The organism is Aquamicrobium ahrensii (genome assembly GCF_040545755.1).
Lineage (GTDB): Bacteria > Pseudomonadota > Alphaproteobacteria > Rhizobiales > Rhizobiaceae > Mesorhizobium > Mesorhizobium ahrensii.
Window position 1 is genome coordinate 26,644 of record NZ_JBEPMN010000005.1, and the last position, 23,960, is coordinate 50,603.

General features: G+C 63.6%; 20 protein-coding genes and 2 pseudogenes. 14 read left to right on the plus strand and 8 right to left on the minus strand.

Annotated features, from left to right (window positions below; all coding sequences use genetic code 11):
- Nucleotides 1–4: 4 nt before the first annotated feature.
- Nucleotides 5–313 carry a hypothetical protein gene (locus ABID44_RS08595; RefSeq protein WP_354151496.1) on the minus strand — a complete coding sequence of 103 codons (309 nt, stop codon included), beginning with the start codon at nucleotides 311–313 and terminating at the stop codon, nucleotides 5–7.
- A gap of 110 nt (nucleotides 314–423) precedes the next feature.
- Nucleotides 424–1,305, minus strand: coding sequence for a LysR family transcriptional regulator (locus tag ABID44_RS08600; protein ID WP_354151295.1), 882 nt, complete (start codon nucleotides 1,303–1,305; stop codon nucleotides 424–426).
- A gap of 178 nt (nucleotides 1,306–1,483) precedes the next feature.
- Here ABID44_RS08600 and ABID44_RS08605 point away from each other — a divergent pair, with 178 nt between their 5' ends.
- The gene (locus ABID44_RS08605; protein WP_354151296.1) at nucleotides 1,484–2,980 is read left to right on the plus strand and encodes a CoA-acylating methylmalonate-semialdehyde dehydrogenase; all 1,497 of its coding nucleotides are present in this window, start codon (nucleotides 1,484–1,486) and stop codon (nucleotides 2,978–2,980) included.
- Nucleotides 2,981–3,329: 349 nt separating this feature from the next.
- On the opposite strand, the gene ABID44_RS08610 is transcribed toward ABID44_RS08605, so the two are convergent.
- Entirely contained in the window at nucleotides 3,330–3,986 is a 657-nt protein-coding gene (locus ABID44_RS08610; RefSeq protein ID WP_354151297.1) for a GntR family transcriptional regulator, read from the minus strand.
- Nucleotides 3,987–4,734: 748 nt separating this feature from the next.
- On the opposite strand from ABID44_RS08610, the gene ABID44_RS08615 reads away from it, so the two are divergent.
- The 9 genes and pseudogenes from ABID44_RS08615 (at nucleotide 4,735) to ABID44_RS08655 (ending at nucleotide 15,250) form a co-directional block, all read left to right on the plus strand.
- Nucleotides 4,735–5,637, plus strand: coding sequence for a branched-chain amino acid ABC transporter permease (locus ABID44_RS08615; protein WP_354151298.1), 903 nt, complete (start codon nucleotides 4,735–4,737; stop codon nucleotides 5,635–5,637).
- Nucleotides 5,638–5,733: 96 nt separating this feature from the next.
- Nucleotides 5,734–5,913, plus strand: a pseudogene (locus ABID44_RS18685) (high-affinity branched-chain amino acid ABC transporter permease LivM); the annotation flags it as partial.
- 237 nt (nucleotides 5,914–6,150) lie between these two features.
- Nucleotides 6,151–7,206 (plus strand): annotated as a pseudogene (gene livM / locus ABID44_RS08625) (high-affinity branched-chain amino acid ABC transporter permease LivM); the annotation flags it as partial.
- Nucleotides 7,206–8,666, plus strand: coding sequence for an ATP-binding cassette domain-containing protein (locus ABID44_RS08630; protein ID WP_354151299.1), 1,461 nt, complete (start codon nucleotides 7,206–7,208; stop codon nucleotides 8,664–8,666). The pseudogene livM and the gene ABID44_RS08630, both read left to right, overlap by 1 nt.
- Nucleotides 8,666–9,394: an ABC transporter ATP-binding protein gene (locus tag ABID44_RS08635; RefSeq protein WP_354151300.1), complete on the plus strand. Its 729-nt coding sequence runs from the start codon at nucleotides 8,666–8,668 to the stop codon at nucleotides 9,392–9,394. The genes ABID44_RS08630 and ABID44_RS08635 overlap by 1 nt, the downstream gene beginning before the upstream one ends.
- Before the next feature lie 107 nt (nucleotides 9,395–9,501).
- Nucleotides 9,502–9,849 (plus strand): DUF6867 family protein, encoded by a 348-nt coding sequence (locus ABID44_RS08640; RefSeq protein WP_354151301.1) that lies wholly within the window; start codon nucleotides 9,502–9,504, stop codon nucleotides 9,847–9,849.
- 247 nt (nucleotides 9,850–10,096) lie between these two features.
- Nucleotides 10,097–11,215, plus strand: a complete 1,119-nt coding sequence (locus ABID44_RS08645) for a branched-chain amino acid ABC transporter substrate-binding protein (RefSeq protein WP_354151302.1) — start codon at nucleotides 10,097–10,099, stop codon at nucleotides 11,213–11,215.
- Between the two features lie 159 nt (nucleotides 11,216–11,374).
- Nucleotides 11,375–14,851 (plus strand): pyruvate carboxylase, encoded by a 3,477-nt coding sequence (pyc, locus tag ABID44_RS08650; protein ID WP_354151303.1) that lies wholly within the window; start codon nucleotides 11,375–11,377, stop codon nucleotides 14,849–14,851.
- A 138-nt stretch (nucleotides 14,852–14,989) separates the two neighbouring features.
- The gene (locus ABID44_RS08655; protein ID WP_354151304.1) at nucleotides 14,990–15,250 is read left to right on the plus strand and encodes a DUF2312 domain-containing protein; all 261 of its coding nucleotides are present in this window, start codon (nucleotides 14,990–14,992) and stop codon (nucleotides 15,248–15,250) included.
- 79 nt (nucleotides 15,251–15,329) lie between these two features.
- On the opposite strand, the gene ABID44_RS08660 is transcribed toward ABID44_RS08655, so the two are convergent.
- The gene (locus ABID44_RS08660) at nucleotides 15,330–16,364 is read right to left on the minus strand and encodes an aspartate-semialdehyde dehydrogenase (protein ID WP_354151305.1); all 1,035 of its coding nucleotides are present in this window, start codon (nucleotides 16,362–16,364) and stop codon (nucleotides 15,330–15,332) included.
- A gap of 116 nt (nucleotides 16,365–16,480) precedes the next feature.
- Nucleotides 16,481–16,615: a hypothetical protein gene (locus ABID44_RS08665; protein WP_354151306.1), complete on the minus strand. Its 135-nt coding sequence runs from the start codon at nucleotides 16,613–16,615 to the stop codon at nucleotides 16,481–16,483.
- 190 nt (nucleotides 16,616–16,805) lie between these two features.
- Here ABID44_RS08665 and ABID44_RS08670 point away from each other — a divergent pair, with 190 nt between their 5' ends.
- On the plus strand, nucleotides 16,806–18,671 hold the full coding sequence (locus ABID44_RS08670) for a DEAD/DEAH box helicase (protein ID WP_354151307.1): 1,866 nt from the start codon (nucleotides 16,806–16,808) through the stop codon (nucleotides 18,669–18,671).
- A gap of 65 nt (nucleotides 18,672–18,736) precedes the next feature.
- On the opposite strand, the gene leuB is transcribed toward ABID44_RS08670, so the two are convergent.
- From leuB to leuD, 3 genes are all read right to left on the minus strand, one after another.
- A complete protein-coding gene (gene leuB / locus ABID44_RS08675; protein WP_354151308.1) occupies nucleotides 18,737–19,840 on the minus strand; it encodes a 3-isopropylmalate dehydrogenase in 1,104 nt (367 codons plus the stop codon).
- Between the two features lie 86 nt (nucleotides 19,841–19,926).
- Nucleotides 19,927–20,769 carry an Ivy family c-type lysozyme inhibitor gene (locus tag ABID44_RS08680; protein WP_354151309.1) on the minus strand — a complete coding sequence of 281 codons (843 nt, stop codon included), beginning with the start codon at nucleotides 20,767–20,769 and terminating at the stop codon, nucleotides 19,927–19,929.
- Between the two features lie 195 nt (nucleotides 20,770–20,964).
- On the minus strand, nucleotides 20,965–21,570 hold the full coding sequence (gene leuD, locus ABID44_RS08685; RefSeq protein WP_354151310.1) for a 3-isopropylmalate dehydratase small subunit: 606 nt from the start codon (nucleotides 21,568–21,570) through the stop codon (nucleotides 20,965–20,967).
- A gap of 164 nt (nucleotides 21,571–21,734) precedes the next feature.
- On the opposite strand from leuD, the gene ABID44_RS08690 reads away from it, so the two are divergent.
- The 3 genes from ABID44_RS08690 to msrB all read left to right on the plus strand — a co-directional run bounded on the left by ABID44_RS08690 (nucleotide 21,735) and on the right by msrB (nucleotide 23,911).
- Nucleotides 21,735–22,178 (plus strand): GNAT family N-acetyltransferase, encoded by a 444-nt coding sequence (locus ABID44_RS08690; protein WP_354151311.1) that lies wholly within the window; start codon nucleotides 21,735–21,737, stop codon nucleotides 22,176–22,178.
- Between the two features lie 55 nt (nucleotides 22,179–22,233).
- A complete protein-coding gene (locus tag ABID44_RS08695) occupies nucleotides 22,234–23,427 on the plus strand; it encodes a vWA domain-containing protein (protein WP_354151312.1) in 1,194 nt (397 codons plus the stop codon).
- Nucleotides 23,428–23,506: 79 nt separating this feature from the next.
- Complete coding sequence (msrB, locus tag ABID44_RS08700; RefSeq protein ID WP_354151313.1) at nucleotides 23,507–23,911, plus strand: peptide-methionine (R)-S-oxide reductase MsrB; 405 nt, start codon at nucleotides 23,507–23,509, stop codon at nucleotides 23,909–23,911.
- The last annotated feature ends 49 nt before the right edge of the window (nucleotides 23,912–23,960 follow it).

The following is a 23,960-nucleotide window of genomic DNA, read 5'->3' on the forward strand; positions in this document are numbered from 1 at the left end:
AGCTTCAGGCCGAGCCGGCGATGCGCATGGTGCGCAGGTCCGCCACCGGCCTGTAGCGGATCGCCGCCATCAGCGCGGTGCAAAGCATGTCGGTGTCCACCCGCTCGTTTGGACGCCAGTTGCAGGGGCAGGCGTTGGGGCCGGAATGGCTGTTGGCGACCTCACGATAGACCTCGCCGACGGCGCGTGCGGCAAGGCGCATCACCGCCATGGGCGGCAGGCCGCTGCGCCCCATGATGCGGCAGAATTCGTTCATGATCGTCATGCGCAACTGGTCCTGCGCTTCGTCCTGACGCCGCTCAATTTCCGCCATGTTGGTCAAGGCACACCACTCCGCTTTCATCCATCCCGCGATCATCGCAGCCTTCCTATTAAAGTGGATAAAAATAATCAAGATTAAATTTGGCTTCCCGACGCCCGGGATCAGCAAAACAAAGCCCGTTCCCGTTCGACCACCCGGGTGATGAAGCTCGCCACCGCCTGCACGCGACGCAGGGGCCTCACAGTCTCGTGATAGACCAGCCAATAGGACCGGCGGATCGGCGCAACCGCCTCGACCGGAACCAGTTCGGGCATGGAGCGGGCGATGAAGGTGTGGAGGATGCCGATGCCGGCGCCCGAGCGCACGGCTTCGGCCTGTCCCAGCGCCGAGGAAATGGCGAAGGCGGAGCGCCATTCCGGGGTGAATTCCGCCTCGTAGTCGAGCGAGGGGCTGACAATCAGGTCCGGTACGTAGCCGATCAATGCGTGCCGGGGCAGTTCGGCGGCGTTCTTCGGCAGGCTGTGTTGCGCGGCGTAGTCGCGCGAGGCGAACAGGCCAAGCGTATAGTCCACCAGCTTGCCCGCCACCAGCCGGCCTTCCTGCGGGCGCTCGACGGTGATGGCGATATCGGCCTCGCGCCGCGACAACGAGAAGGAGCGCGGCACCGGCACGAGCTGGATGGTGAGGTCGCGGTGCTGGCGCGTCAGCTCGCCGAGATGTCGGGCGAGGAAGGCGACGCCGAAGCCGTCGGGCGCGCCGATGCGAACCGAGCCGGAAATGTCCTCGCCCTCCTCGCTGACCGCCGAGCGGGCGGCGATGACATCGGCTTCCATGCGCTCGGCGATTTCGAGGAAGCGCTCACCGGCGGGTGTCAGCTCGCTGCCGGTGGTGAGGCGACGAAACAGCTTCGCCCGCAACGCCTCCTCCAGAGCGCCGATGCGGCGTGACACGGTGGCGTGATTCAGTTCCAGCCGGCGCGCCGCGCCGAGAATCTGTCCCGAACGCGCCACGGCGAGGAAGATGCGCACATCGTCCCAGTTCATATGCTTCGCTCCTTTCCGGACCAACGGCAGGCTCTAATATGCACCAAATGAAGCGCATGGATAATTCGTTCTACTAAATTTGCACAACGGATGCGTTTCCGCTCGCATTGCCAAGCTGGTCAGGACGGTGAACAATCCGGCCCAGTAAAGATTTTGGCATCCATCAGGGAGTGAGAGCATGACTGAATATGGTCATTTCATCGACGGCAAGCATGTGAAGGGCGCTTCGGGCCGTACGGCGGAGGTGTTCCAGCCGCTCGACGGTTCCGTGCGCGCCACGGTGGCGCTGGCCTCCAAGGCCGAACTCGACGCGGCGGTTGCTTCCGCCAAGGCAGCGCAGCCGGCCTGGGCCGCCACCAATCCGCAGCGTCGCGCCCGCGTGCTGGCGAAGTTCCTCGAACTGGTCGCCCGCGACAATGATGAGCTGGCCGAACTGCTGGCCCGCGAGCATGGCAAGACCATCCCCGACGCCAAGGGCGATATCCAGCGCGGTGTGGAAGTGGTCGAGTTCATGCTGGGCGTGCCGCATCTGATGAAGGGCGAATACACCGAGGGAGCGGGTCCGGGCATTGACCTCTATTCCATGCGCCAGCCGCTCGGCGTCGTCGCCGGCATCACGCCGTTCAATTTCCCGGCGATGATCCCGATGTGGAAGTTCGCCCCGGCCATCGCTTGCGGCAACGCCTTCATTCTCAAGCCGTCCGAGCGTGATCCGGGCGTGCCGATGCGCCTTGCCGAACTGATGATCGAGGCCGGCCTGCCCGCCGGCATCCTCAACGTCGTCAATGGCGACAAGGAATCGGTCGACGCCATCCTCGACCATGATGATATCTCGGCGATCGGCTTCGTCGGCTCCTCGTCGATTGCGCAGTACATCTATTCCCGTGGCTGCGCCAACGGCAAGCGGGTGCAGTGCTTCGGTGGCGCCAAGAACCACATGATCATCATGCCTGACGCTGACATGGATCAGACCGTCGATGCGCTGGTGGGGGCCGGCTACGGTGCGGCCGGCGAGCGTTGCATGGCCGTTTCGGTGGCCGTTCCGGTCGGCAAGGCGACGGCCGACAAGCTGATGGAAAAGCTGATCCCGCGCGTCGAGAGCCTCAAGATCGGCCCGTCGACCGATCCGAGCGCCGACTTCGGCCCGCTGGTGACGAAACAGGCGCTGGAGCGCGTGCGCGGCTATGTGGATCTCGGTGTCGAGGAAGGCGCGAAACTGGTTGTCGATGGCCGCGGCTTCAAGATGCAGGGCTATGAGGACGGCTTCTATCTCGGCGGCTGCCTGTTCGACGAGGTGACGCCCGACATGCGCATCTACAAGGAAGAGATCTTCGGGCCGGTGCTCTCGGTCGTGCGCGCGCATGATTTCGAGGAAGCGGTGCGCCTGCCTTCCGAACATGAATATGGCAACGGCGTCGCCATCTTCACCCGCGACGGCGACGCGGCCCGCGAATTCGCCAGCCGCGTCAATGTCGGCATGGTCGGCATCAACGTGCCGATTCCGGTGCCGGTTTCGTACTACACTTTCGGCGGCTGGAAGAAGTCCGGCTTCGGCGACCTCAACCAGTACGGCCCGGACGCGGTGCGCTTCTACACCAAGACCAAGACGGTCACCTCGCGCTGGCCGTCCGGCGTCAAGGAAGGCGCAGAGTTCGCCATGCCGACGATGAAGTGACGTCGGACGTCAACTTGTCTGCGCATCCTCGCCTTTGGCTGCGGGTGCGCGGGCTGGCGTCAAGGAAGGCGCAGAGTTCGCCATGCCGACGATGAAGTGACGCCGGACGTCAAACTTGTCTGCGCATCCTCGCCTTTGGCTGCGGGTGCGCGGGCTGGCGTCAAGGAAGGCGCGGATTTCTCGACGCCGCTGATGAAGTGACGCTGGCCGTCAAACTTGTCTGCGCATCCTCGCCTTTGGCTGCGGGTCGCGGGCTGGCGTCAGGGAAGGCGCGGATTTCTCGACGCCGCTGATGAACTGACATTCTGTGATTGGAGGCCGTCGGTAATCCGGCGGCCTTTTTCTATTGTCAGCGGGTGGCGGCGTCCTCGGCCATGCCGCGCAGAAAATCCATCAGACCATCGGCATTGGCCGCGGCTGCGTTCTCGTCGCCGTCCAGCACGGACTGGATCAGGGCCACATGGTGAGCGGCGCAGTCGGCCATGCCGACCTGCGCGCGATAGCGGAACCAGAAACGCCGACAGTGGGTCTGGAGGGGAGCGGCGGCGTGGGCGGCGAACATGTTGTCCGCGCTGGCGGCAAGCGCCGCGTTCATCGCCTTGTCGGCGGCGAGGAAGGCGACCACGTCGGAGGCCATGACAGCCTTCTGCATGGCGAGCGCCGCCCCATGGAGCCGCGCTGTGGCCTCACGGGTGACGAAGCGCGCGGCGGAGCGGGCGAGCACTTTCTCGATGCCGCGGCGCGCATCGACGACGCGCAGCCAGTCGCCGCCATGAAGCGGAGCCACGGTGATGCCTGCGCGTGGCCGGACTTCCAGCAGGCCTTCCCATGACAGACGCTGAACCGCCTCGCGGACCGGCGTGCGGCCGAGGCCAAGACGATCGATGAGCGCGCTTTCCGTGACGAAGCTTCCCGGCGCCAATACGAGGGTGACGACCATTCCCTCCAAAGCGTTGTAGGCTCTGGCGGCGGCGGGCTCCGAACTGTCGAATGATGCAGATATCACGCGCATCTCCTTGACGCGCAAAATAATATATCACCAGCCCATAAGAATGGCGGGCGGCCTCTTCCACAGATATATCTGCCGTATTTCATTGGAGAAACAGCGCGATGTGGTGGCTCCGGTCCTGAAATCCCGCCGGAGGCCAAGGGCTTCTGCTTGCATATCTCATTCTCCGCCAGCCTGATACCTCGCCGTCGAGGGGAAGTCGGTCACGTTCTGCGGTCTTCGTGCCACGCTGCAAGATGGTCGCGCCGGCCTTGCGCGAGGTGGGGCTTGTAACCTCGGCGGGCACCGAGGATGGGCCGTAGAGGGTCGCCGGGGCGAGCTTTCCGGCTTCCTGCCGAGACGTTCAAGCATCGGTGCGGATCGAGACAAGAAAAATGCGGCGCAGTTCTTACGCTGCGGAACTGCGTTCCAATCCGGTTCGAGGCCGGAACGGTCTCCCGTCGCGAAGCCCGCTCTTCAGAGTGGTTGCAAGAATCCATTGTTCTGGAGATATATGTATGGATTTTGTTTCTCCGAAAGCCATTTTTTTGCTTAAAAGCTCAATGACATTGCGCTGGGCCGATGATAGGTTCCGCACTGACCCGCCAGCATGATGCACCTCCCGCGATGAAGGGCCGATCTCATCCCAAAGTCGCGTAGAAGAAGAAAAAATGGAGTTGCAATCCGAACTTGAAACCGTACCACTAGGGGAACTACGAAAAGGAATGCGCCCGGTTCGGCGACATTCCAGGGGAGCGTCTTGAATATGCAGTATTTCATCCAGCAGCTTATAAACGGGCTGACGCTGGGGTCGATCTATGGCCTGATCGCTATCGGCTATACGATGGTCTACGGCATCATCGGCATGATCAACTTCGCCCATGGCGACATCTTCATGGTGGGCGCCTTCACGGCTCTGATCGTGTTCCTGATCCTCGGCGCGATGTTCTATTCGCTGCCGGTCGCCGCCGCCCTGCTGATCATGATGATCGTTTCGATGCTGCTGGTCAGCCTCTACAACTGGGTGACCGAGAAGATCGCCTATCGCCCCTTGCGCGGTTCCTTCCGGCTGGCGCCGCTGATCACCGCCATCGGCATGTCGATCGTGCTGTCCAACTTCGTGCAGGTCACGCAGGGCCCGCGCAACAAACCGATCCCGCCCATGGTCAGTCAGGTCTACAACGTCTACGGCGTCTCGATCTCGCTGAAGCAGATCATCATCGTGGTGGTCACGACGCTGCTGCTGGTCATCTTCTGGTATGTGGTCAACAAGACGTCGCTGGGGCGCGCGCAGCGCGCCTGCGAGCAGGACCGCAAGATGGCGGCGCTGCTGGGCGTCAATGTCGACCGCACCATCTCCATCACCTTCATCATCGGCGCTTCCCTGGCCGCCGTCGCCGGCACGCTGTTCCTTATGTATTACGGCGTGGTGGTGTTCTCGGACGGGTTCGTGCCCGGCGTGAAGGCGTTCACCGCCGCAGTGCTCGGCGGCATCGGCTCGATACCGGGCGCAGTGCTCGGCGGCCTCGCCATCGGCTTCATCGAGAGCATCTGGTCGGCCTATTTCTCCATCGACTACAAGGACGTGGCCGCCTTCTCGATCCTCGCCATCGTGCTCATCTTCATGCCCTCCGGCATTCTCGGCCGGCCAGAAGTCGAAAAGGTCTGACCCATGGCCATGGCTGAAACCAAAAAGACCGCTGGCAGCGCGACCATAACTGCCGGGCTGCGCGAGGCGTTTTACGCGGCCGTCATCGCCTTCTTCATGTTCGTCCTTCTGGTCGGCGTGAAGACGGACCAGAACATCCACAACGAGCTGGTTCTGGTTCCGCGCCCCTATACGCTGGCTGCGGTGGTGCTGATCGCCGCCATCGTGCGCTTTCTGCAAGTCGTCTACCTGGCGCCGTTCCTGGCGGCGCAGAAGACGGTCGATGCAAAGACCGGGCTATTGCCGACGGCCTTCGCGTTGCGTTTCTTCAGCAAGCCCAACCTCGTCGTCGGCTTTGTCGTGGCCGCCGGCCTGCTCCTCTTCGGCAATGGCCTGCAGGCCGCCGTCGGGCCTTATTGGGGCGCCTATATCGGCCTGCTGCGCGCCGCCGCGATCATCTATGTGATCGCCTGGCTCATCTTCTATTTCCGCAGCTTCATCAGCGCCCACGCCTATTCGCTCGGCTTCGCCATACTGGTGGTCTATCCCGTCGTCATGGTGGCGGCGTTCGGATTCCAGGGCTCGCTGAAGTGGGTCGACAATTTCGGCATCCAGATCCTCATCTACGTGATGCTGGCCTGGGGGCTGAACATTGTCGTCGGCCTCGCCGGCCTGCTCGACCTTGGCTACGTCGCCTTCTACGCCGTGGGCGCTTATTCCTACGCGCTGCTCGGCACCCAGTTCGGCTGGTCGTTCTGGATCCTGCTGCCGGTCGCAGGCGCCATGGCCGCCATGTGGGGCGTCATTCTCGGCTTTCCGGTGCTGCGTCTGCGCGGCGACTATCTGGCCATCGTCACGCTGGCCTTCGGCGAAATCATTCGCCTGGTGCTGATCAACTGGCGTGAAGTGACCAATGGCTCGGCCGGCATTTCCGGCATTCCGAAGGTCGGTTTCTTCGGGCTGGTGTCGTTCAATGTCTCGGACCCGAATTATATCGCCAAGGTGCTGGGCATCGCCACGTCCGGCGCATATTACAAAATCTTCCTCTATTATCTCATTCTGGCGCTGTGCATGCTCACCGGCTATGTGACCATCCGCCTGCGCCGCCTGCCGGTCGGGCGGGCATGGGAAGCGTTGCGCGAGGACGAGATCGCCTGCCGTTCGCTGGGCATCAACACCACCACCACCAAGCTCACGGCCTTCGCCATCGGCGCCATGTTCGGCGGCTTCGCGGGCTCCTTCTTCGCAGCACGACAGGGCTTCGTCAGTCCCGAATCCTTCATCTTCCTGGAGTCGGCGATTATCCTCGCCATCGTGGTTCTGGGCGGCATGGGCTCGCTCGGCGGCATCGCGGTGGCGGCGGCCGTCATGGTGGGGGGCACCGAAATCCTGCGCGAGATGCAGTTCCTCAAACAGATATTCGGGCCGGACTTCACGCCCGAGCTTTACCGAATGCTCCTCTTCGGCGCAGCCATGGTGATCGTCATGGTGTGGAAGCCGCGCGGTTTCGTCGGCAGTCGCGAGCCGACCGCATTCCTCAGGGAGCGCAAGGCGGTCGCGGGTTCGTTCACCAAGGAGGGGCACGGCTGATGAACGCGACGACCACTACAGCGATGCCGATCCTGCGGGTTGAGCATCTGTCGATGAAGTTCGGCGGTCTGGTGGCCATCGGCGATTTGTCCTTCGATGTCCGGCGTGGTGAGATCACCGCCCTGATCGGCCCCAACGGGGCGGGCAAGACCACGGTGTTCAACTGCATAACCGGTTTCTACAAGCCGACGGAGGGCATGATCCGCTTCACCGGGCGCGCCGGCGACGAATTCCTGCTGGAGCGCATGCCGGACTTCCAGATCACGGCCAAGGCGAAGGTGGCGCGCACCTTCCAGAATATCCGCCTGTTTTCGGGCATGACGGTTCTGGAGAACCTGCTGGTGGCCCAGCACAACAAGCTGATGAAGGCGTCGGGCTACACCCTTCTCGGCCTTTTCGGCATCGGCGGCTACCCGCAGGCCGCTGCGGAGGCCATCGAGAAGGCCAGATACTGGCTGGAGAAGGCCGATCTCACCGATCGCGCCGACGACCCGGCCGGCGATCTGCCCTATGGCGCGCAGCGCCGGCTGGAAATTGCACGGGCCATGTGCACCGATCCGGAACTGCTGTGTCTCGATGAGCCCGCAGCCGGCCTCAACCCGAAGGAGTCGCTGGCGCTGAACGCGTTGCTCAACGACATCAAGGACAATACCGGCACCTCGATCCTGCTGATCGAGCACGATATGTCCGTGGTCATGGAAATCTCCGACCACGTCGTTGTCCTGGAATACGGCCGCAAGATTTCCGACGGCACGCCCGAAGAGGTGCGCACCGATCCGAGCGTCATCGCCGCCTATCTGGGCGTGGACGACGAGGAGGTCGAAGAGGTGCTGATCGAGGTCGGCGATGAGGACGTCATCGAGCAGCTCGATACGGGTCCCGACACCGAGCACGGACCGGAGGCTTCTGCGTCCATGTTCGCCGGTCCGCTGAGCGACACGGTCGTGCACGGCAATGGCGAGCGTGTGACAGTGGAGAAAGGGGCGGGCAAGGCCGGGCGGGCCAGGACGGAAAAGCCCGCCGCCGCCAAACCCGCCGGGACGGCGGCAAGGCCCGTGAAAGCGAGCGCCTCCACCGGCCGGGCCAAATCCGGCAAGGCCAGCGCCGCGGAGAAGGCGGAACCGCCCGTGACTGGGGACAAGAGCGCTGAGGCGAAGGCAAAGCCGGCGGCGGCCAGAAAAGAGGGCATCTCGAACCGTCTTTCCGCGCCACGCGGCGGCAAGGCGGATAATCTCCAGCTCGTCAAGGGGATCGGACCGGTCAACGAGAAGAAGCTCAACGCCCACGGCATCTACCATTTCGATCAGATCGCCGCATGGAAGAAGGCCGACATAGCAGCGGCGGAAGCCTATCTGGCCTTTGACGGCCGCATCGCCCGCGAAGACTGGATCGGCCAGGCGAAGGCTCTCGCCAAAAAGGCCGCATCCGTACCGGCAACCAGGCGCGGGGGGCGCAAATAATGTCCACGGCACCGTTGCTCGACGTCAGGAACGTCGAAACCTTTTACGGAAACATTCAGGCGCTCAACGGGGTCAATGTCAGCGTCAACGAGGGCGAGATCGTGGCGCTGATCGGCGCCAACGGCGCCGGCAAGTCGACGCTGATGATGACCATCTTCGGCACGCCGAGGGCCGCTTCCGGCGCCATAAGCTTTGCAGGCACCAACATCACGCATCTGCCGACCCACGAGATCGCACGGCTGCGCATCGCGCAGTCGCCGGAAGGCCGGCGCATCTTCCCGCGCATGACGGTGCTGGAAAATCTTCAGATGGGCGCGAGCCTCGACAAGCTCAAATATTTCGATGAGGACGTGGAGAAGGTGTTCACCCTGTTCCCGCGCCTCAAGGAGCGGCTCACGCAGCGCGGCGGCACCCTGTCCGGCGGCGAGCAGCAGATGCTGTCGATCGGGCGGGCGCTGATGGCGCGGCCCAAGCTGCTGCTGCTGGACGAGCCGTCGCTGGGGCTCGCGCCGCTGATCGTCAAGCAGATTTTCGATGCGATCAGGGAACTGAACCGCACGGAGGGGCTGACCGTGTTCCTGGTCGAGCAGAACGCCTTCGCGGCGCTCAAGCTCGCCCATCGCGGCTACGTTCTGGTCAACGGCCGGGTGACGATGAGCGGCAGCGGCAAGGAATTGCTGGCCGATCCGGAGGTGCGCGCCGCCTATCTGGAAGGCGGCCGGCACTAGGGTCACGATCGGAGCGCCGGGTTTTGGCCCGGCGCCTCGCCGGAGAATTGGAAGAACGCGTTTCGCGGGGGCTGAAAAGGTGTCCCGCAAAGTCGGGAGGCGGCATCATGCAGGGCATTCTCTATGAAGAACCCTCAATCTGGCAGTTCTTCTTCGTCACCTGCCTGCTCGGCGGCTGGGCGGCGTGGATGACGGGCAGGGCCTGCGCGCAGACTTGGCGTCCGCCGCTGGCGCTGTTCTTCTATCTGATGGGGCTGGGCCTCGCCGTGCGCTTCATCCATCACGCGCTGTTCAACGGCACCATGTTCAGTCCGCAATATTATCTGGTCGACACCCTCATCCTGATGCTGCTCGGCTTTCTCGGTTATCGCTACACGCGCACCAACCAGATGGTCACCCAGTATAGCTGGCTCTATGAGAGGGCGTCGCCGCTGAGCTGGCGCTCGAAGGGCTAGGAGATCCGGCGGACGAATGCGGCAGCGATCCATGCAGGTACCGGCAAAACGGCGCGACAGAACGCCGTGCCGGGCTATGCGGACCCGGTGTGGATGTGCGCCCGTCTCTGTTGCCGCAACGACAATCCAGCCAAAGTTGAATCGACGTGACAAGCGCCATGAAATAGGCAAAGTTGGCTTTCTGCGAGATGGGTGGGCATCGCATGAAAGTATAACTCTCGCCCACTCTGGAAATGGGAGCGTATAAATGAAGAAGTCACTCTTGTCCGCCGTGTCGCTTGGCGCGCTGCTGGTCTTCGGCGGTGCTGCCTGGGCGGATGTCCTCATCGGCATCGGCGCGCCGATCACCGGTCCGAATGCTGCCTTCGGCGCCCAGATTCAAAGGGGAACCGAGCAGGCCGTGGCCGACATCAACGCGGCCGGCGGCATCAATGGCGAGCAGATCAAGGTTTCGATCGGCGACGACGTGTCCGACCCGAAACAGGGCATCTCCGTAGCCAACAAGTTCGTCGCCGACGGCGTTCAGTTCGTCGTCGGCCATTTCAACTCCGGTGTCGCAATCCCGGCCTCGGAAGTCTACGCTGAAAACGGCATCCTCGAAGTGACGCCGGCCGCCACCAACCCGGTCTTCACCGAGCGGGGCCTCTGGAACACCATCCGCGTCTGCGGCCGCGACGACCAGCAGGGCGAAGTCGCCGGCGCCTATATCGCCGAGCACTATAAGGACGGCAAGATCGCCGTGATCCACGACAAGACCCCTTACGGTCAGGGTCTTGCGGACGAGACCAGGAAAGCCCTCAACGCCGCTGGCTTCCAGGAAGTGCTTTATGAAGGCGTCAACGCCGGCGACAAGGATTTCTCGGCGCTGATCGCCAAGATGAAGGAAGCCGGCGTCACCCTCATCTACTGGGGCGGCCTGCATACCGAGGCCGGCCTGATCATCCGCCAGGCGGCGGATCAGGGCCTCAAGGTGCCGCTGTTCTCCGGTGACGGCATCGTCTCCAACGAACTGGCCTCGATCGCGGGGGATGCGGTGGAGGGTACGCTGAACACCTTCGGCCCGGATCCGCGCAAGAACCCCGCCGCACAGGATGTGGTCGAGAAGTTCCGTGCCTCGGGCTTCGAGCCGGAAGCCTACACGCTCTACGCCTACGCCTCGACCCAGGTCATCGCACAGGCTGCTGCCGCAGCCGGTTCGAACGATCCGCAGGAAGTGGCCAAGGCAATCAAGGAAAAGGGCCCGTTCAAGACCGTTCTGGGTGACCTGTCCTTCAACGAGAAGGGCGACCGCACCGACGCCGACTATGTCGTCTATGAGTGGCGCAAGGCCGACGACGGCAAGTACAACTACTTCCAGCTCGACTAGGCTCCGCCTTCTGGCTGCGAAAACGGGCCCGGCGTGCAACGCCGGGCCCTTTTGCATTTGTTTTGCTCTCCGCGCGTCATGCCCTTCATAACTGGTTGCGCCGCAGCATTTTCACGCTAATCATGCGCGCGCCCTTCTTCCAGACAGCGGAGTGTCTCATTGGCCATCACCAAGATCCTCGTCGCCAACCGGTCTGAAATCGCCATCCGCGTGTTCCGCGCGGCCAATGAGCTCGGGCTCAAAACCGTGGCCATATGGGCGGAAGAAGACAAATATGCGCTGCATCGCTTCAAAGCCGACGAGAGCTATCAGGTGGGGCGCGGGCCGCATCTGACGCGTGACCTTGGACCCATCGAAAGCTATCTGTCGATTGAGGAGGTCCTGCGCGTCGCCAGGCTTTCGGGAGCGGACGCCATTCATCCGGGCTACGGTCTTCTGTCGGAAAGCCCGGAATTCGCCGAAGCCTGCGAGGCGGCCGGCGTCACCTTCATCGGCCCGAAGCCGGCGACCATGCGCCGCCTTGGCAACAAGGTCGCCGCCCGCAACCTCGCCGTTGAGGTGGGCGTGCCGGTCATCCCCGCCACCGATCCGCTGCCTGACGACATCGAGGCGGTGAAGAAGCTCGCCGCCGGGGTCGGATATCCGCTGATGCTAAAGGCCTCATGGGGCGGTGGCGGGCGCGGCATGCGCGTCATCCGCTCTGAAGCCGACCTCGCCCGCGAGGTGCTGGAAGGCAAGCGCGAGGCGAGGGCCGCCTTTGGCAAGGATGAAGTCTATCTCGAAAAGCTGATCGAGCGCGCGCGACATGTCGAGGTGCAGGTGCTGGGCGACACCCACGGCAATGCCGTGCACCTGTTCGAGCGCGACTGTTCGATCCAGCGCCGCAACCAGAAGGTCGTGGAACGCGCGCCCGCCCCCTATCTCAGCGACGAACTGCGGCAGGAACTGTGCGGCCATGCGCTGAAGATCGCTCGCGAGACCGATTATATCGGGGCCGGAACGGTCGAATTCCTGCAGGATGCGGACACCGGAAAATTCTACTTCATCGAGGTCAATCCGCGCATTCAGGTCGAGCATACGGTCACCGAGGAGGTGACGGGCATCGACATCGTCAAGGCGCAGATCCACATCCTCGACGGCCATGCGATCGGTACGCCCGAATCGGGCGTTCCGCGCCAGGAGGAGATTCGCCTGCAGGGCCACGCTCTCCAGTGCCGCATCACCACGGAAGATCCGGAGCAGCATTTCATACCAGACTATGGCCGCATCACCGGCTACCGCTCGGCGGCCGGCTTCGGCATTCGTCTGGACGGCGGCACGGCCTATTCGGGAGCCATCATCACCCGCTACTACGATCCGCTGCTGGTCAAGGTGACCGCCTCGGGACGAACGCCGGACGAGGCGCTGAGCCGCATGCACCGGGCGCTGCGCGAATTCCGCATTCGCGGCGTCGCCACCAATCTCACCTTCCTCGAAGCGATCATCACGCATCCGAAGTTCCGGGACAATTCCTACACCACGAAGTTCATCGACACGACGCCGGAGCTGTTCACACAGGTGAAGCGGCAGGACCGCGCGTCCAAGCTGCTCACCTATCTGGCCGATGTCAGCGTCAACGGTCATCCTGAAACGCGCGGGCGGCCGACGCCGAACCCGGATGCGGCGGAGCCGGTCGTGCCGTGGTTCACCGGCCCGATCCCCGATGGCACGAAGCAAAGGCTGGATGCGCTGGGACCGGAAGGTTTCGCGAAGTGGATGCGCGCGCAAAAGCAGGTGCTTGTCACCGACACCACCATGCGCGACGGTCACCAGTCGCTGCTGGCGACGCGCATGCGCACGCATGACATCGCCCGGATCGCCGGCACCTATGCACGCGCCCTGCCGAACCTGCTTTCACTGGAATGCTGGGGCGGCGCGACCTTCGACGTCGCCATGCGCTTTCTGACGGAGGACCCCTGGGAGCGGCTGGCGCTGATCCGCGAGGCGGCGCCCAACATCCTGTTGCAGATGCTGCTGCGCGGCGCCAACGGCGTCGGCTACACCAACTATCCCGACAATGTCGTCCAGCATTTCGTGAAGCAGGCGGCCAGCGGCGGCGTCGACCTGTTCCGCGTCTTCGACTGCCTGAACTGGGTCGAGAACATGCGCGTCGCCATGGATGCGGTGCAGGCCGAGGGCAAGCTGTGCGAAGCGGCGATGTGCTATACGGGCGATATTCTCGATCCGTCCCGCGCCAAGTACGACCTGAAATATTATGTCTCGCTCGCCAAGGAACTGGAGGCGGCCGGCGCGCACATCATCGCGGTCAAGGACATGGCGGGCCTGCTGAAGCCGGCGGGGGCCAGGGCGCTGTTTTCGGCGCTGCGCGAGGAGACGGACCTGCCGATCCATTTCCACACGCATGACACCTCCGGTCTTTCGGCGGCGACCGTGCTGGCGGCGGTGGAGGCGGGCGTCGATGCGGTCGAGGCGGCCATGGATGCTTTTTCGGGCGGCACTTCGCAGCCCTGTCTCGGCTCCATCGTCGAGGCGCTGAAGGGCGACGAGCGCGATCCGGGCCTCGATCCGGAGTGGATCCGCAAGATTTCCTTTTACTGGGAAGCGGTGCGCAACCAGTATACCGCGTTCGAGAGCGACCTTAAGGGACCGGCCTCGGAAGTGTATCTGCACGAGATGCCGGGCGGCCAGTTCACCAATCTCAAGGAGCAGGCGCGCTCGCTGGGGCTGGAAACCCGCTGGCACGAGGTGGCGCAGGCCTATCACGACGTCAACCTGATGTTCGGCGACATCGTCAAGGTTACGCCCTCCTCCAAGGTGGTGGGCGATATGGCGCTGATGATGGTGAGCCAGGACCTGACAGTCGCCGATGTCGAGAACCCCGACCGCGACATCGCCTTCCCGGATTCGGTGGTGTCGATGCTGCGCGGCGATCTCGGCCAGCCGCCTTCTCTTCCGGGAGAAAAGGGGGGATGGCCAGCCGCCTTGCAGAAGAAGGCGCTGAAGGGCGCCGCGCCGATCACCGTGCGGCCGGGCTCGCTGCTTGAGGCCGCCGATCTGACTGCCGGCAAAGAGCAAGCCGAGGAGAAGGTCGGGCGCACGCTGTCGGAGCAGGAATTCGCTTCCTGGCTGATGTATCCGAAGGTGTTTTCGGATTTCGCCGTCGCGCAGGAAACCTATGGGCCGGTTTCGGTGCTGCCGACGCCGAACTATTTCTACGGCATGAAACCCGAAGACGAGATTTTCGTCGATATCGAGAAGGGCAAGACGCTGGTCATCCGTTGTCTTGCGACAGGCGACGCCGACGAGAACGGCATGGTCACGGTGTTCTTCGAGCTGAACGGCCAGCCGCGGCGCGTGAAGGTGCCGGATCGTGCGCATGGCGCTTCCGCCGCAGGGGCGCGCCGCAGGGCCGAGCCCGGCAACGAGGCCCATGTGGCGGCCCCCATGCCCGGCGTGGTCTCCACGGTCGCCGTGTCGGCCGGCCAGGGCGTCAAGGCGGGCGATGTGCTGCTCTCCATAGAGGCGATGAAGATGGAAACGGCGCTGCACGCCGAGCGCGACGGCACGGTGGCCGAGTTGCTGGTGCGTTCCGGCGACCAGATCGACGCCAAGGACCTGCTGATCGTTCTTGAATGAGCGTCACAGATCGATTGCGGGGCTCGAAGAGGCCCCACAAACCGCTTGACCCGCAAAAGCCTGTCGGGCATCGAACCGGGCTGAATTTGCGGCCCGGCTTGCGAGTCGCCGCCAACCGGAAACCATACGGAGAAAGATATGGCCGACGAGATCACTGAATCCAGCAATACCGTAGCCGCCGGCCAACTGCGGGCGTTCATCGAACGTATCGAGCGCCTCGAAGAAGAGAAGAAGACCATCGCCGACGACATCAAGGAAGTCTATGCGGAGGCCAAGGGCACCGGCTTCGACACCAAGGCGATCCGCACGCTGGTACGTTTGCGCAAGAAGGATCAGGCCGAGCGCGAGGAGGAGGAATCCATCCTTGACCTTTACAAGGCCGCTCTCGGCATGGCGTGACCGGTCTCCGGGACCCAAAAGGAAATCGCCCTGAAGTTCTGCTTCAGGGCGATTTTTTCTTGGCCGCTATCCTTGTGGTTCAGGCGGCCTGCTTCTTGGGCTGGATCAGCCCGCGCGCCACCAGCAGCTCGGCGATCTGCACGGTGTTGAGGGCGGCCCCCTTGCGCAGATTGTCCGACACGATCCAGAGATTCAGGCCGTTGTCGATGGTCGAATCCTCGCGGATGCGGGAAATGTAGGTGGCGTCCTCGCCGGCGCTTTCGATCGGGGTGATGTAGCCGCCGTCCTCATGCTTGTCGATGACCAGGCATCCGGGCGCCTCGCGCAGGATATCGCGGGCCTCGTCTGCGGTGATCGGCTTCTCGAATTCGATGTTCACGGCTTCGGAGTGGCCGATGAACACCGGCACGCGCACGCAGGTGGCGGTGACTTTGATCTTCGGGTCGAGCATCTTCTTGGTCTCGGCCACCATCTTCCACTCTTCCTTGGTGGTGCCGTCTTCCATGAAAACGTCGATGTGGGGGATGACGTTGAAGGCGATGCGCTTGGTGAACTTCTTGGCTTCCACCGGATCGGCCACGAACACGGCGCGGGTCTGGGTGAACAGCTCGTCCATGCCTTCCTTGCCGGCCCCCGACACCGACTGGTAGGTGGAAACCACGACGCGCCTGATGGTGGCGGCGTCGTGCAGCGGCTTCAGAGCCACCAGCATCTGCGCGGTCGAGCAATTCGGGTTGGCTATGATGTTCTTCCTGGTGAAGCCCTCGATGGCGTCCGGGTTGACCTCCGGAACTATGAGCGGCACGTCGGTGTCGGTGCGGAAGGCCGAGGAATTATCGATCACGACGCAGCCCTGCTTGCCGATCTTCGGCGACCATTCCTTCGAGACGTTGCCGCCGGCCGACATAAGGACGATGTCGGTATCGGAAAAGTCGTAGGTTTCGAGCGCCTTCACCTTGAGCGTCTTGTCGCCGAAGGACACTTCGGTGCCCTGGCTGCGGCGAGAGGCGAGCGCCACGACCTCGCTGACCGGGAAACCGCGCTCTTCCAGAATGTTGAGCATTTCGCGACCCACATTGCCCGTGGCGCCGACAACCGCAACCTTGAAGCCCATCGAAATCTATCTCCTGTCGCTCTCCGCTTGTTTTGCTTGGAGAAACCCGCCGGCCATTCGCGGGTCCCGCCTCCCTCGGGCCGGACCCGGGGAGAGGGCGAGCAGGCCAAGGGAGATCAGACCGTGGTGTCGGTCGTTTTTTTGGCCGTGGTTTTGGTCGAAAGCAGGGACGCGAACATGCGCCCGGCGAAAGCCGGGTTCTCGCGGCGGAAGACGCCGCTTGAAAGGAGAGCCATGATAGGGCCGCGCATGGTGGAAACGTCCTGTTCGGGGGCGCTTTTACGCGTTTTGCATCAGGAGTCAATTGCGTCGCACTGTACAAGGGCGGCCAAGCGCAGTAGGAGCGGGCAAGATTCGTTCCGGCCGCGCTGGTTTTTGCCGCTTTGCATCCGGATTTTACTTTTCGCGGGCCAACAAGGCCCCGTACTCCGAAAGACGACAATGATGGTTGAAGGTATCGCGCCTGCGCTGGCCGAGGCGCTGGAAACGCGCGGTTATTCCGAACTGACGCCGGTGCAGAAGGCGGTTCTCGATCCCGCGCTCGGGCAATCCGATGCGCTGGTGTCCGCCCAGACCGGCTCCGGCAAGACGGTGGCGTTCGGCCTTGCGCTCGCCCCGACATTGCTGAGCGGCGCCGAACGCTTCGGCGGGGCCGCAGCGCCGCTGGGTCTGGTGGTCGCGCCGACGCGTGAGCTGGCCTTGCAGGTGGCGCGCGAGCTTGGCTGGCTTTACGAGATGGCGGGCGCTTCGATCGCCACCTGCGTCGGCGGCATGGACATGCGCACCGAGCGCCGGATTCTGGAGCGCGGCGCGCATCTCGTGGTCGGCACGCCCGGCCGTCTGCGCGACCACATCACGCGCGGGGCGCTGGACATTTCGGGCCTTGCAGCCGTGGTTCTGGACGAGGCCGACGAGATGCTCGATCTCGGCTTCCGCGAGGACCTTGAGTTCATTCTGGGCGCGGCGCCCGCCGAGCGGCGCACGCTGATGTTCTCGGCCACCGTGCCGCGCGCCATCGCGACACTGGCGAAGGAATATCAGCGCGACGCCGTGCGCATCGAGGCGGCCGGCGAGCAGAAACAGCATCACGACATCGAGTATCGCGCGCTGGTGGTGACGCCAGCCGACCGCGACAACGCCATCGTCAACGTGCTGCGTTTCCACGAGGCGCGCAACGCCATCGTGTTCTGCAACACGCGCGCGGCGGTGAATCATCTCACCGCCAGGCTGAACAATCGCAATTTTTCCGTGGTGGCCCTTTCCGGGGAACTCAGCCAGAACGAGCGCAGCCATGCGTTGCAGGCGATGCGCGATGGGCGCGCGCGCGTGTGCATCGCCACCGACGTGGCGGCGCGCGGCATCGACCTGCCGGGGCTGGAACTGGTCATCCATGCCGATCTGCCGACCAATCCCGATACGCTGCTGCACCGTTCCGGCCGTACGGGGCGGGCCGGGCGCAAGGGGGTAAGCGCGCTGATCGTGCCGCATCCGGCGCGCCGGCGCAGCGAGCGCGTGTTGCAGGCGGCCCGCATCGAGGCGGAATGGGCGCGACCTCCGTCCGCCGAGGACGTCATTGCCCGCGACAATGAGCGGATGCTTTCCGATCCGGCGCTGTCGGAACCGGTGAGCGAGGGCGAGCGTGAATTCGTCGCCACCCTTCTTGAGCGTTTCGGTCCCGAGCAGATGGCGGCCGCCTATCTGCGCATGAGCCGGGCCGGGCGCTCGGCCCCCGAATATCTGTCGGAAAGCGGCCCGCTGCCAGCAGCCGGAAAGGCCGCCGGCCCGGCCGGCGCGCCGTCGAAATCGCGTGATGATTTCGGTGACAGTGTATGGTTTTCGCTGTCGGTCGGGCGCAAGCAGAACGCCGAGCCGCGCTGGCTGATCCCGATGCTGTGCCGCACCGCAAATCTCACCAAGCGCGAGATCGGCGCCATCCGCATGCAGCCGGAGGAAACTTTCGTGCAGATCTCCGCCGACAGCGCCGATGCGTTCGTTGAAGCGCTTGGGCCGCATATGACCATTCAGGGCAATATCCGTGTCGAGGCGGTGGACGGCGAGCCCGATTTCGCGCGCAGCGCATGGCGCACGCAAAAGCCCGAAAGGAAGCCACACCGCGGCAAGGGCGGTTTTGGCAAGGAAACTGGCGAACGCGCGCCGAAGAAAAAATTCGACAAGGGCGACAGGCCGGCGTTCGCCGACGCCGGCGCAAAGCCCTGGGGCGACAAGAAGGCGGTGAAGCCCGGCAAGCCGAAATTCGACAAGGGCCCGGCGGCGAAGCCGGTGAAAAAGCCGAAGCGGCCTAAATAGGCGGAAAAGCGCCGGCGACAAAAAAGGCCGCCCCAGGGCGGCCTTTTTGCTTCAATCAGCTCGTTCTAGCCGGCTCGGTACTGCGCGATGACGGCGTCGCCCATCTCGACCGTGCCGACCTGCTTCATGCCGTCCGACATGATGTCGCCGGTGCGGTGGCCCGCGTCAAGAACGGCTGAAATCGCCTTTTCCAGACGGTCGGCTTCCGCGACCATGTTGAAGGAATAGCGCAGGCACATGGCGAAGGAGGCGAGCATGGCGATCGGGTTGGCGATGCCCTTGCCGGCGATGTCCGGGGCGGAGCCGTGCACCGGCTCATATAACGCCTTGCGCTTGCCCGTCCTGGCGTCCGGCGCGCCAAGCGAGGCGGAAGGCAGCATGCCCAGCGAGCCGGTCAGCATCGCGGCCACGTCGGAGAGCATGTCGCCGAACAGGTTGTCGGTGACGATGACGTCGAATTGCTTGGGCCAGCGCACCAGCTGCATGCCGCCGGCGTCGGCCAGCATGTGGTCGAGCCTGACGTCGCTGTATTTCGCCTTGTGGGTGGCGGTGACGACCTCGTTCCACAACACGCCCGATTTCATGACGTTGCGCTTTTCCATCGAGGTGACGTGGTTGTTGCGCGTACGAGCCAGTTCGAAGGCGACGCCCGAGATGCGCTCGATTTCGAACGTGTCATAGACCTGCGTGTCGATGCCGCGCTTCTGGCCGTTGCCGAGATCGATGATCTGCTTGGGCTCGCCGAAATAGACGCCTCCGGTCAGTTCGCGCACGATGAGGATATCGAGGCCTTCGACCACTTCCTGCTTGAGCGAGGAGGAGGCGGCCAGCGCCGGGTAGCAAATGGCGGGGCGCAGGTTGGCGAACAGTTCGAGGTCCTTGCGCAGGCGCAGCAGGCCGGCTTCCGGGCGCACCTCGTAGGGCACGGCGTCCCACTTGGGCCCGCCGACCGCACCGAACAGCACGGCGTCGGCGGCCAGCGCCTTTTCCATGTCGGATTCGGAAATGGCCTCGCCGTGGGCGTCGTAGGCGCAGCCGCCGACCAGGCCTTCCTCGGTCTCGAAGCCGGCGCCATCCTCGTTCATGACGGCGATCAGCTTCCTCACCTCCGCCATTGCTTCGGGCCCGATGCCGTCGCCGGGGAGGAGGAAGAGTTTTTTCGCAGCCATGAGATCATTCCCGAGGAGTGTTTGAACCGCAGCTTTGCTAGCCGCGCGTGCGCGCTTGCGCAAGATGGAAGCGTGGGCCGGGTGGCTCATTCGCTGGAGGTGAGCGCCTTTTCCATGGCTTCCCGCAAGTCGGCGGGCCAGCTTTCCGCTGCTGGCCAGGCTTCCGGCCTGTTGTCGTCGGTCTGGCGGGCCAGATAGAGCTTTTCATTGGCGGCGTCGATGGCCATGAAACCATTATAGGTTCCACAGGCGTGCGGGATGCAGCCATCGCCGAAAATCAGGCCCGATCCGGTCTTTTCGGGCGCGCCGCTGACCAGAAGGCTGGTCGCCACCTCTTCGAGCCTGTCGCCCAGAAGCTCCTGCGCCCTGTCGTAGACGGCCTCGTTGCCGAAGGCGTCAATCATGCTGCCGAGCCTGGCCGGGTCGATGTCTTTCCATGTCGTGCCGGCTTCGGGCGCATAGGTGAGCTTGCCCGCCGTCGCGAAACCATCCTGCGGCGTCCAGCGCTTCACCACGCCGGAGGTCCCCGGCGTCAGCCACGGCACGAAATAGAGCCAGTCGCCTGCAACCGCGGTCACCGGCGCGCCGCAATCATCCTCGCCGATGCTGGCGCGCCGGATCGCGCCATCCTCGCCCTTCCACACCATGATCTTGGCCGGGCCGCAGGCGTTGCCGCCGTCGCCAACGTCGAAGAGCGCCACCTCGACGTCGCCGAGTTTGGCGATCTGGTCGAAATAGACCACATAGGCGCTGGCCAGCTCCTTGTCGCCAAAGGACAGGGTCTTCTCGCCATATTCCTCTTTCTGGGTGATGGTGAGCGCACCGTCTGCGAACGGAACGGATTGTTGCTCGTCGCTCTGGGCGAATGCGCCGACGCAAAGGCCGACGCCGATGAGTGCTGCGAGCGATGGGCGGGAAATCGGTTTCATGCTTGCGAACCTCCGGTTGCGCGGTGATCGCTGTCCCGACCGGAGCAGCCGAATCAGGATGGCTGGGAGCAGGCAAAACTAGGAAAGCCGTGTCGGTCTGTCCACCGCGCGGGCGCGGCGAAATTCGACGCCGGATACGAAAACGGGATGCGAACCTTCAGGCGCGCATCCCGTCAATCGGTTGTTAAGCCGGTATCAGGCCCAGGGACGGACCTCGGCGTTCTTCTGCTCGAAACTGCTGATCGAGCCGGCCTTTTCCATGGTCAGGCCAATGTCGTCGAGGCCGTTCAACAGGCAGTGACGCCTGAAGTCGTCAAGGTCGAAGGTGATGACGCCGCCATCGGGGCCACGGATTTCCCGGGTTTCCAGATCGATCGACAGCGTAGCGTTGGCGCCGCGCGAGGCGTCGTCCATCAGCTTGTCCAGATCCTCCTGGCTGACCGTGATCGGCAGGATGCCGTTCTTGAAGCAGTTGTTGTAGAAAATGTCGGCGAAGGAAGTCGAGATCACGCAGCGGATGCCGAAGTCGAGCAGCGCCCAGGGCGCATGCTCGCGGCTTGAGCCGCAGCCGAAATTGTCGCCGGCGACGAGGATCTGGGCTTGGCGATAGGCCGGCTTGTTGAGCACGAAGTCGGGGTTTTCCGAACCGTCCTCATTGTAGCGCATTTCGGCGAACAGGCCCGTGCCGAGCCCGGTGCGCTTGATCGTCTTCAGATAATCCTTGGGGATGATCATGTCGGTGTCGACATTGACAATCGGCAGAGGCGCTGCGACGCCGGTGAGCTGGGTGAACTTGTCCATGGCTTGTGCCCGTAGTGTCGTTGCGGGAGTTGCTGATCATCGCTTTACACAAAGCTGGCCCATAAGGAAAGGCGTGGAGAGGCATGGGCAGGAGACGCTTCGCCCTGCACCATGGCGCACCCTGCCGGGCCGATCCAGGCTGGCGCCGCGAACGGGAGAAAAGCATGAGCGACATCACCATACGTCTGCTGGAGCAGAGCGACCATGCCGACTGGCGGCGGTTGTGGAACGCCTATCTGGACTTTTATGAGGTCGAATTGCCGCAGGAAGTCTACGCCTCTACATGGGAGCGGCTGTTCTCGTCCGGCGAATTCGAGCCGAAGGGTCTTATCGCTCTGGTCGACGGCAAGGCGGTTGGCCTGACCCACTACATGTATCACCGGTCCGGCTGGTCGCTGGCCAACAAATGCTATTTGCAGGACCTGTTCGTCGATCCGGCGGTGCGTGGCGTCGGCGTCGGCGCGGCCCTGATCGAGGCCGTACGGAAGGCCGCCGAAGAAGCGCAGGCGGGCGAGGTTTACTGGCTCACGCATGAAAGCAACGGCAAGGCGCGCCGGCTTTACGACCATGTGGCGGAGAACACCGGTTTTCTCAAATATCGGCTGTAACCGGAGGGCCGGCGTCGCCATTTTACAATGCGGTGAAAAGCGCTACAACGCCGGCATGTTCATTCCCTTTTTCCTCGAACTGAAAGCGGCGAAAGTGCCCGTCTCGCTGCGGGAATATCTGTCGCTTCTGGAGGGCATGGAAGCGGGACTGGTCGATTACGACATCGAGGGGTTCTACTATCTGGCGCGCACGGCGCTGGTGAAGGACGAGCGCCATATCGACCGCTTCGATCAGGTGTTCGCGCATGTCTTCCGCGGCGTCGAGGCTGTTTCGGGCGAGACCGGCGTCGATATCGCCAACCTGCCAGAGGACTGGCTGCGGCGGCTGGCCGAAAAGCACCTCAGCGAGGAAGAAAAGCGGTTTGTGGAATCGCTCGGCGGCTTCGAGAAGCTGATGGAAACGCTGCGCCAGCGGCTGGAGGAGCAGAAGGGCCGCCATCAGGGCGGTTCGAAATGGATCGGCACCGCCGGAACCTCGCCTTTCGGCGCGTATGGCTATAATCCCGAAGGCGTGCGCATCGGCCAGCACGAGAGCCGCCACCGGCGCGCGGTGAAGGTGTGGGACCGGCGCGAATTCAGGAATCTCGACGATTCGGTGGAACTGGGCACCCGCAACATCAAGGTCGCCCTGAAGCGACTTCGCCGCTGGGTGCGCGACGGGGCGGTCGAGGAGCTGGATCTTCCCGGCACCATCCACTCCACGGCCGAGCATGGCTATCTCGACGTGAAGACGCGGCCGGAGCGGCGCAACGCGGTGAAGCTTCTGATGTTCTTCGACATCGGCGGCTCGATGGACGACCATGTCAGAAGCGTGGAGGAGCTGTTTTCAGCCGTTCGCTCGGAATTCCGGCAGCTCGAATATTTCTACTTCCACAACTGCCTCTACGAGGGCGTCTGGAAAGACAATCGCCGCCGGCACGCCGAAGTGATCCCGACCTTCGACGTGCTTCACAAATATGGTTCCGACTACAAGGCGATCTTCGTCGGCGACGCCTCGATGAGCCCTTACGAGATCAGCCATCCGGGCGGCTCGGTCGAACACTGGAATCCGGAAGCGGGCGCGGTTTGGCTGCAACGGGCGCTTGCCCAGTGGCCGGCTGCTGTGTGGCTCAATCCGATCGCCGAGAAGCACTGGAGCTACACCTATTCCATCGGCATGGTTCAGGAGCTTTTCGGGCAGCGCATGTTCCCGCTTACGCTTTCAGGGCTGGAAGCGGCGACGAAGCAGCTTGGTCGCGCCGTGCATTGAGACGCAGCGCAATCTGGTCAGGCCGGTTGTCCGGTCCTATCTTTGTGGATGACGAAAACTGCGCCGGCAGGAGATTTCCATGGAAAGCACCACCTACCCCGTCACCCGCAGCGACGCCGAATGGCGCGCGCTGCTTTCGCCGGAACAATATGCGGTCATGCGCCAGCACGCCACGGAGCGACCGGGAAGCTGCGCGTTGCTGCATGAGCATCGCGCCGGAGCTTTCCATTGCGCGGGCTGCGATGCGAAGCTGTTCGAGGCGAGCCTTAAATTCGAGAGCGGAACAGGCTGGCCGAGCTTCAACGATCCGACGCCCGGTTCGGTTGACACCACCACCGACCGCACCCACGGCATGATCCGCACCGAGGTGCATTGCGCCACCTGCGGCAGCCATCTCGGCCATGTTTTCCCGGATGGTCCGCCGCCGACCGGCCTGCGCTATTGCATCAACGGCATAGCGCTGAACTTCAAGCCGGCCGACTGACGATAGGCGACATCGGGAATGAAAATGCCCGGTTCAGACCGGGCATCCT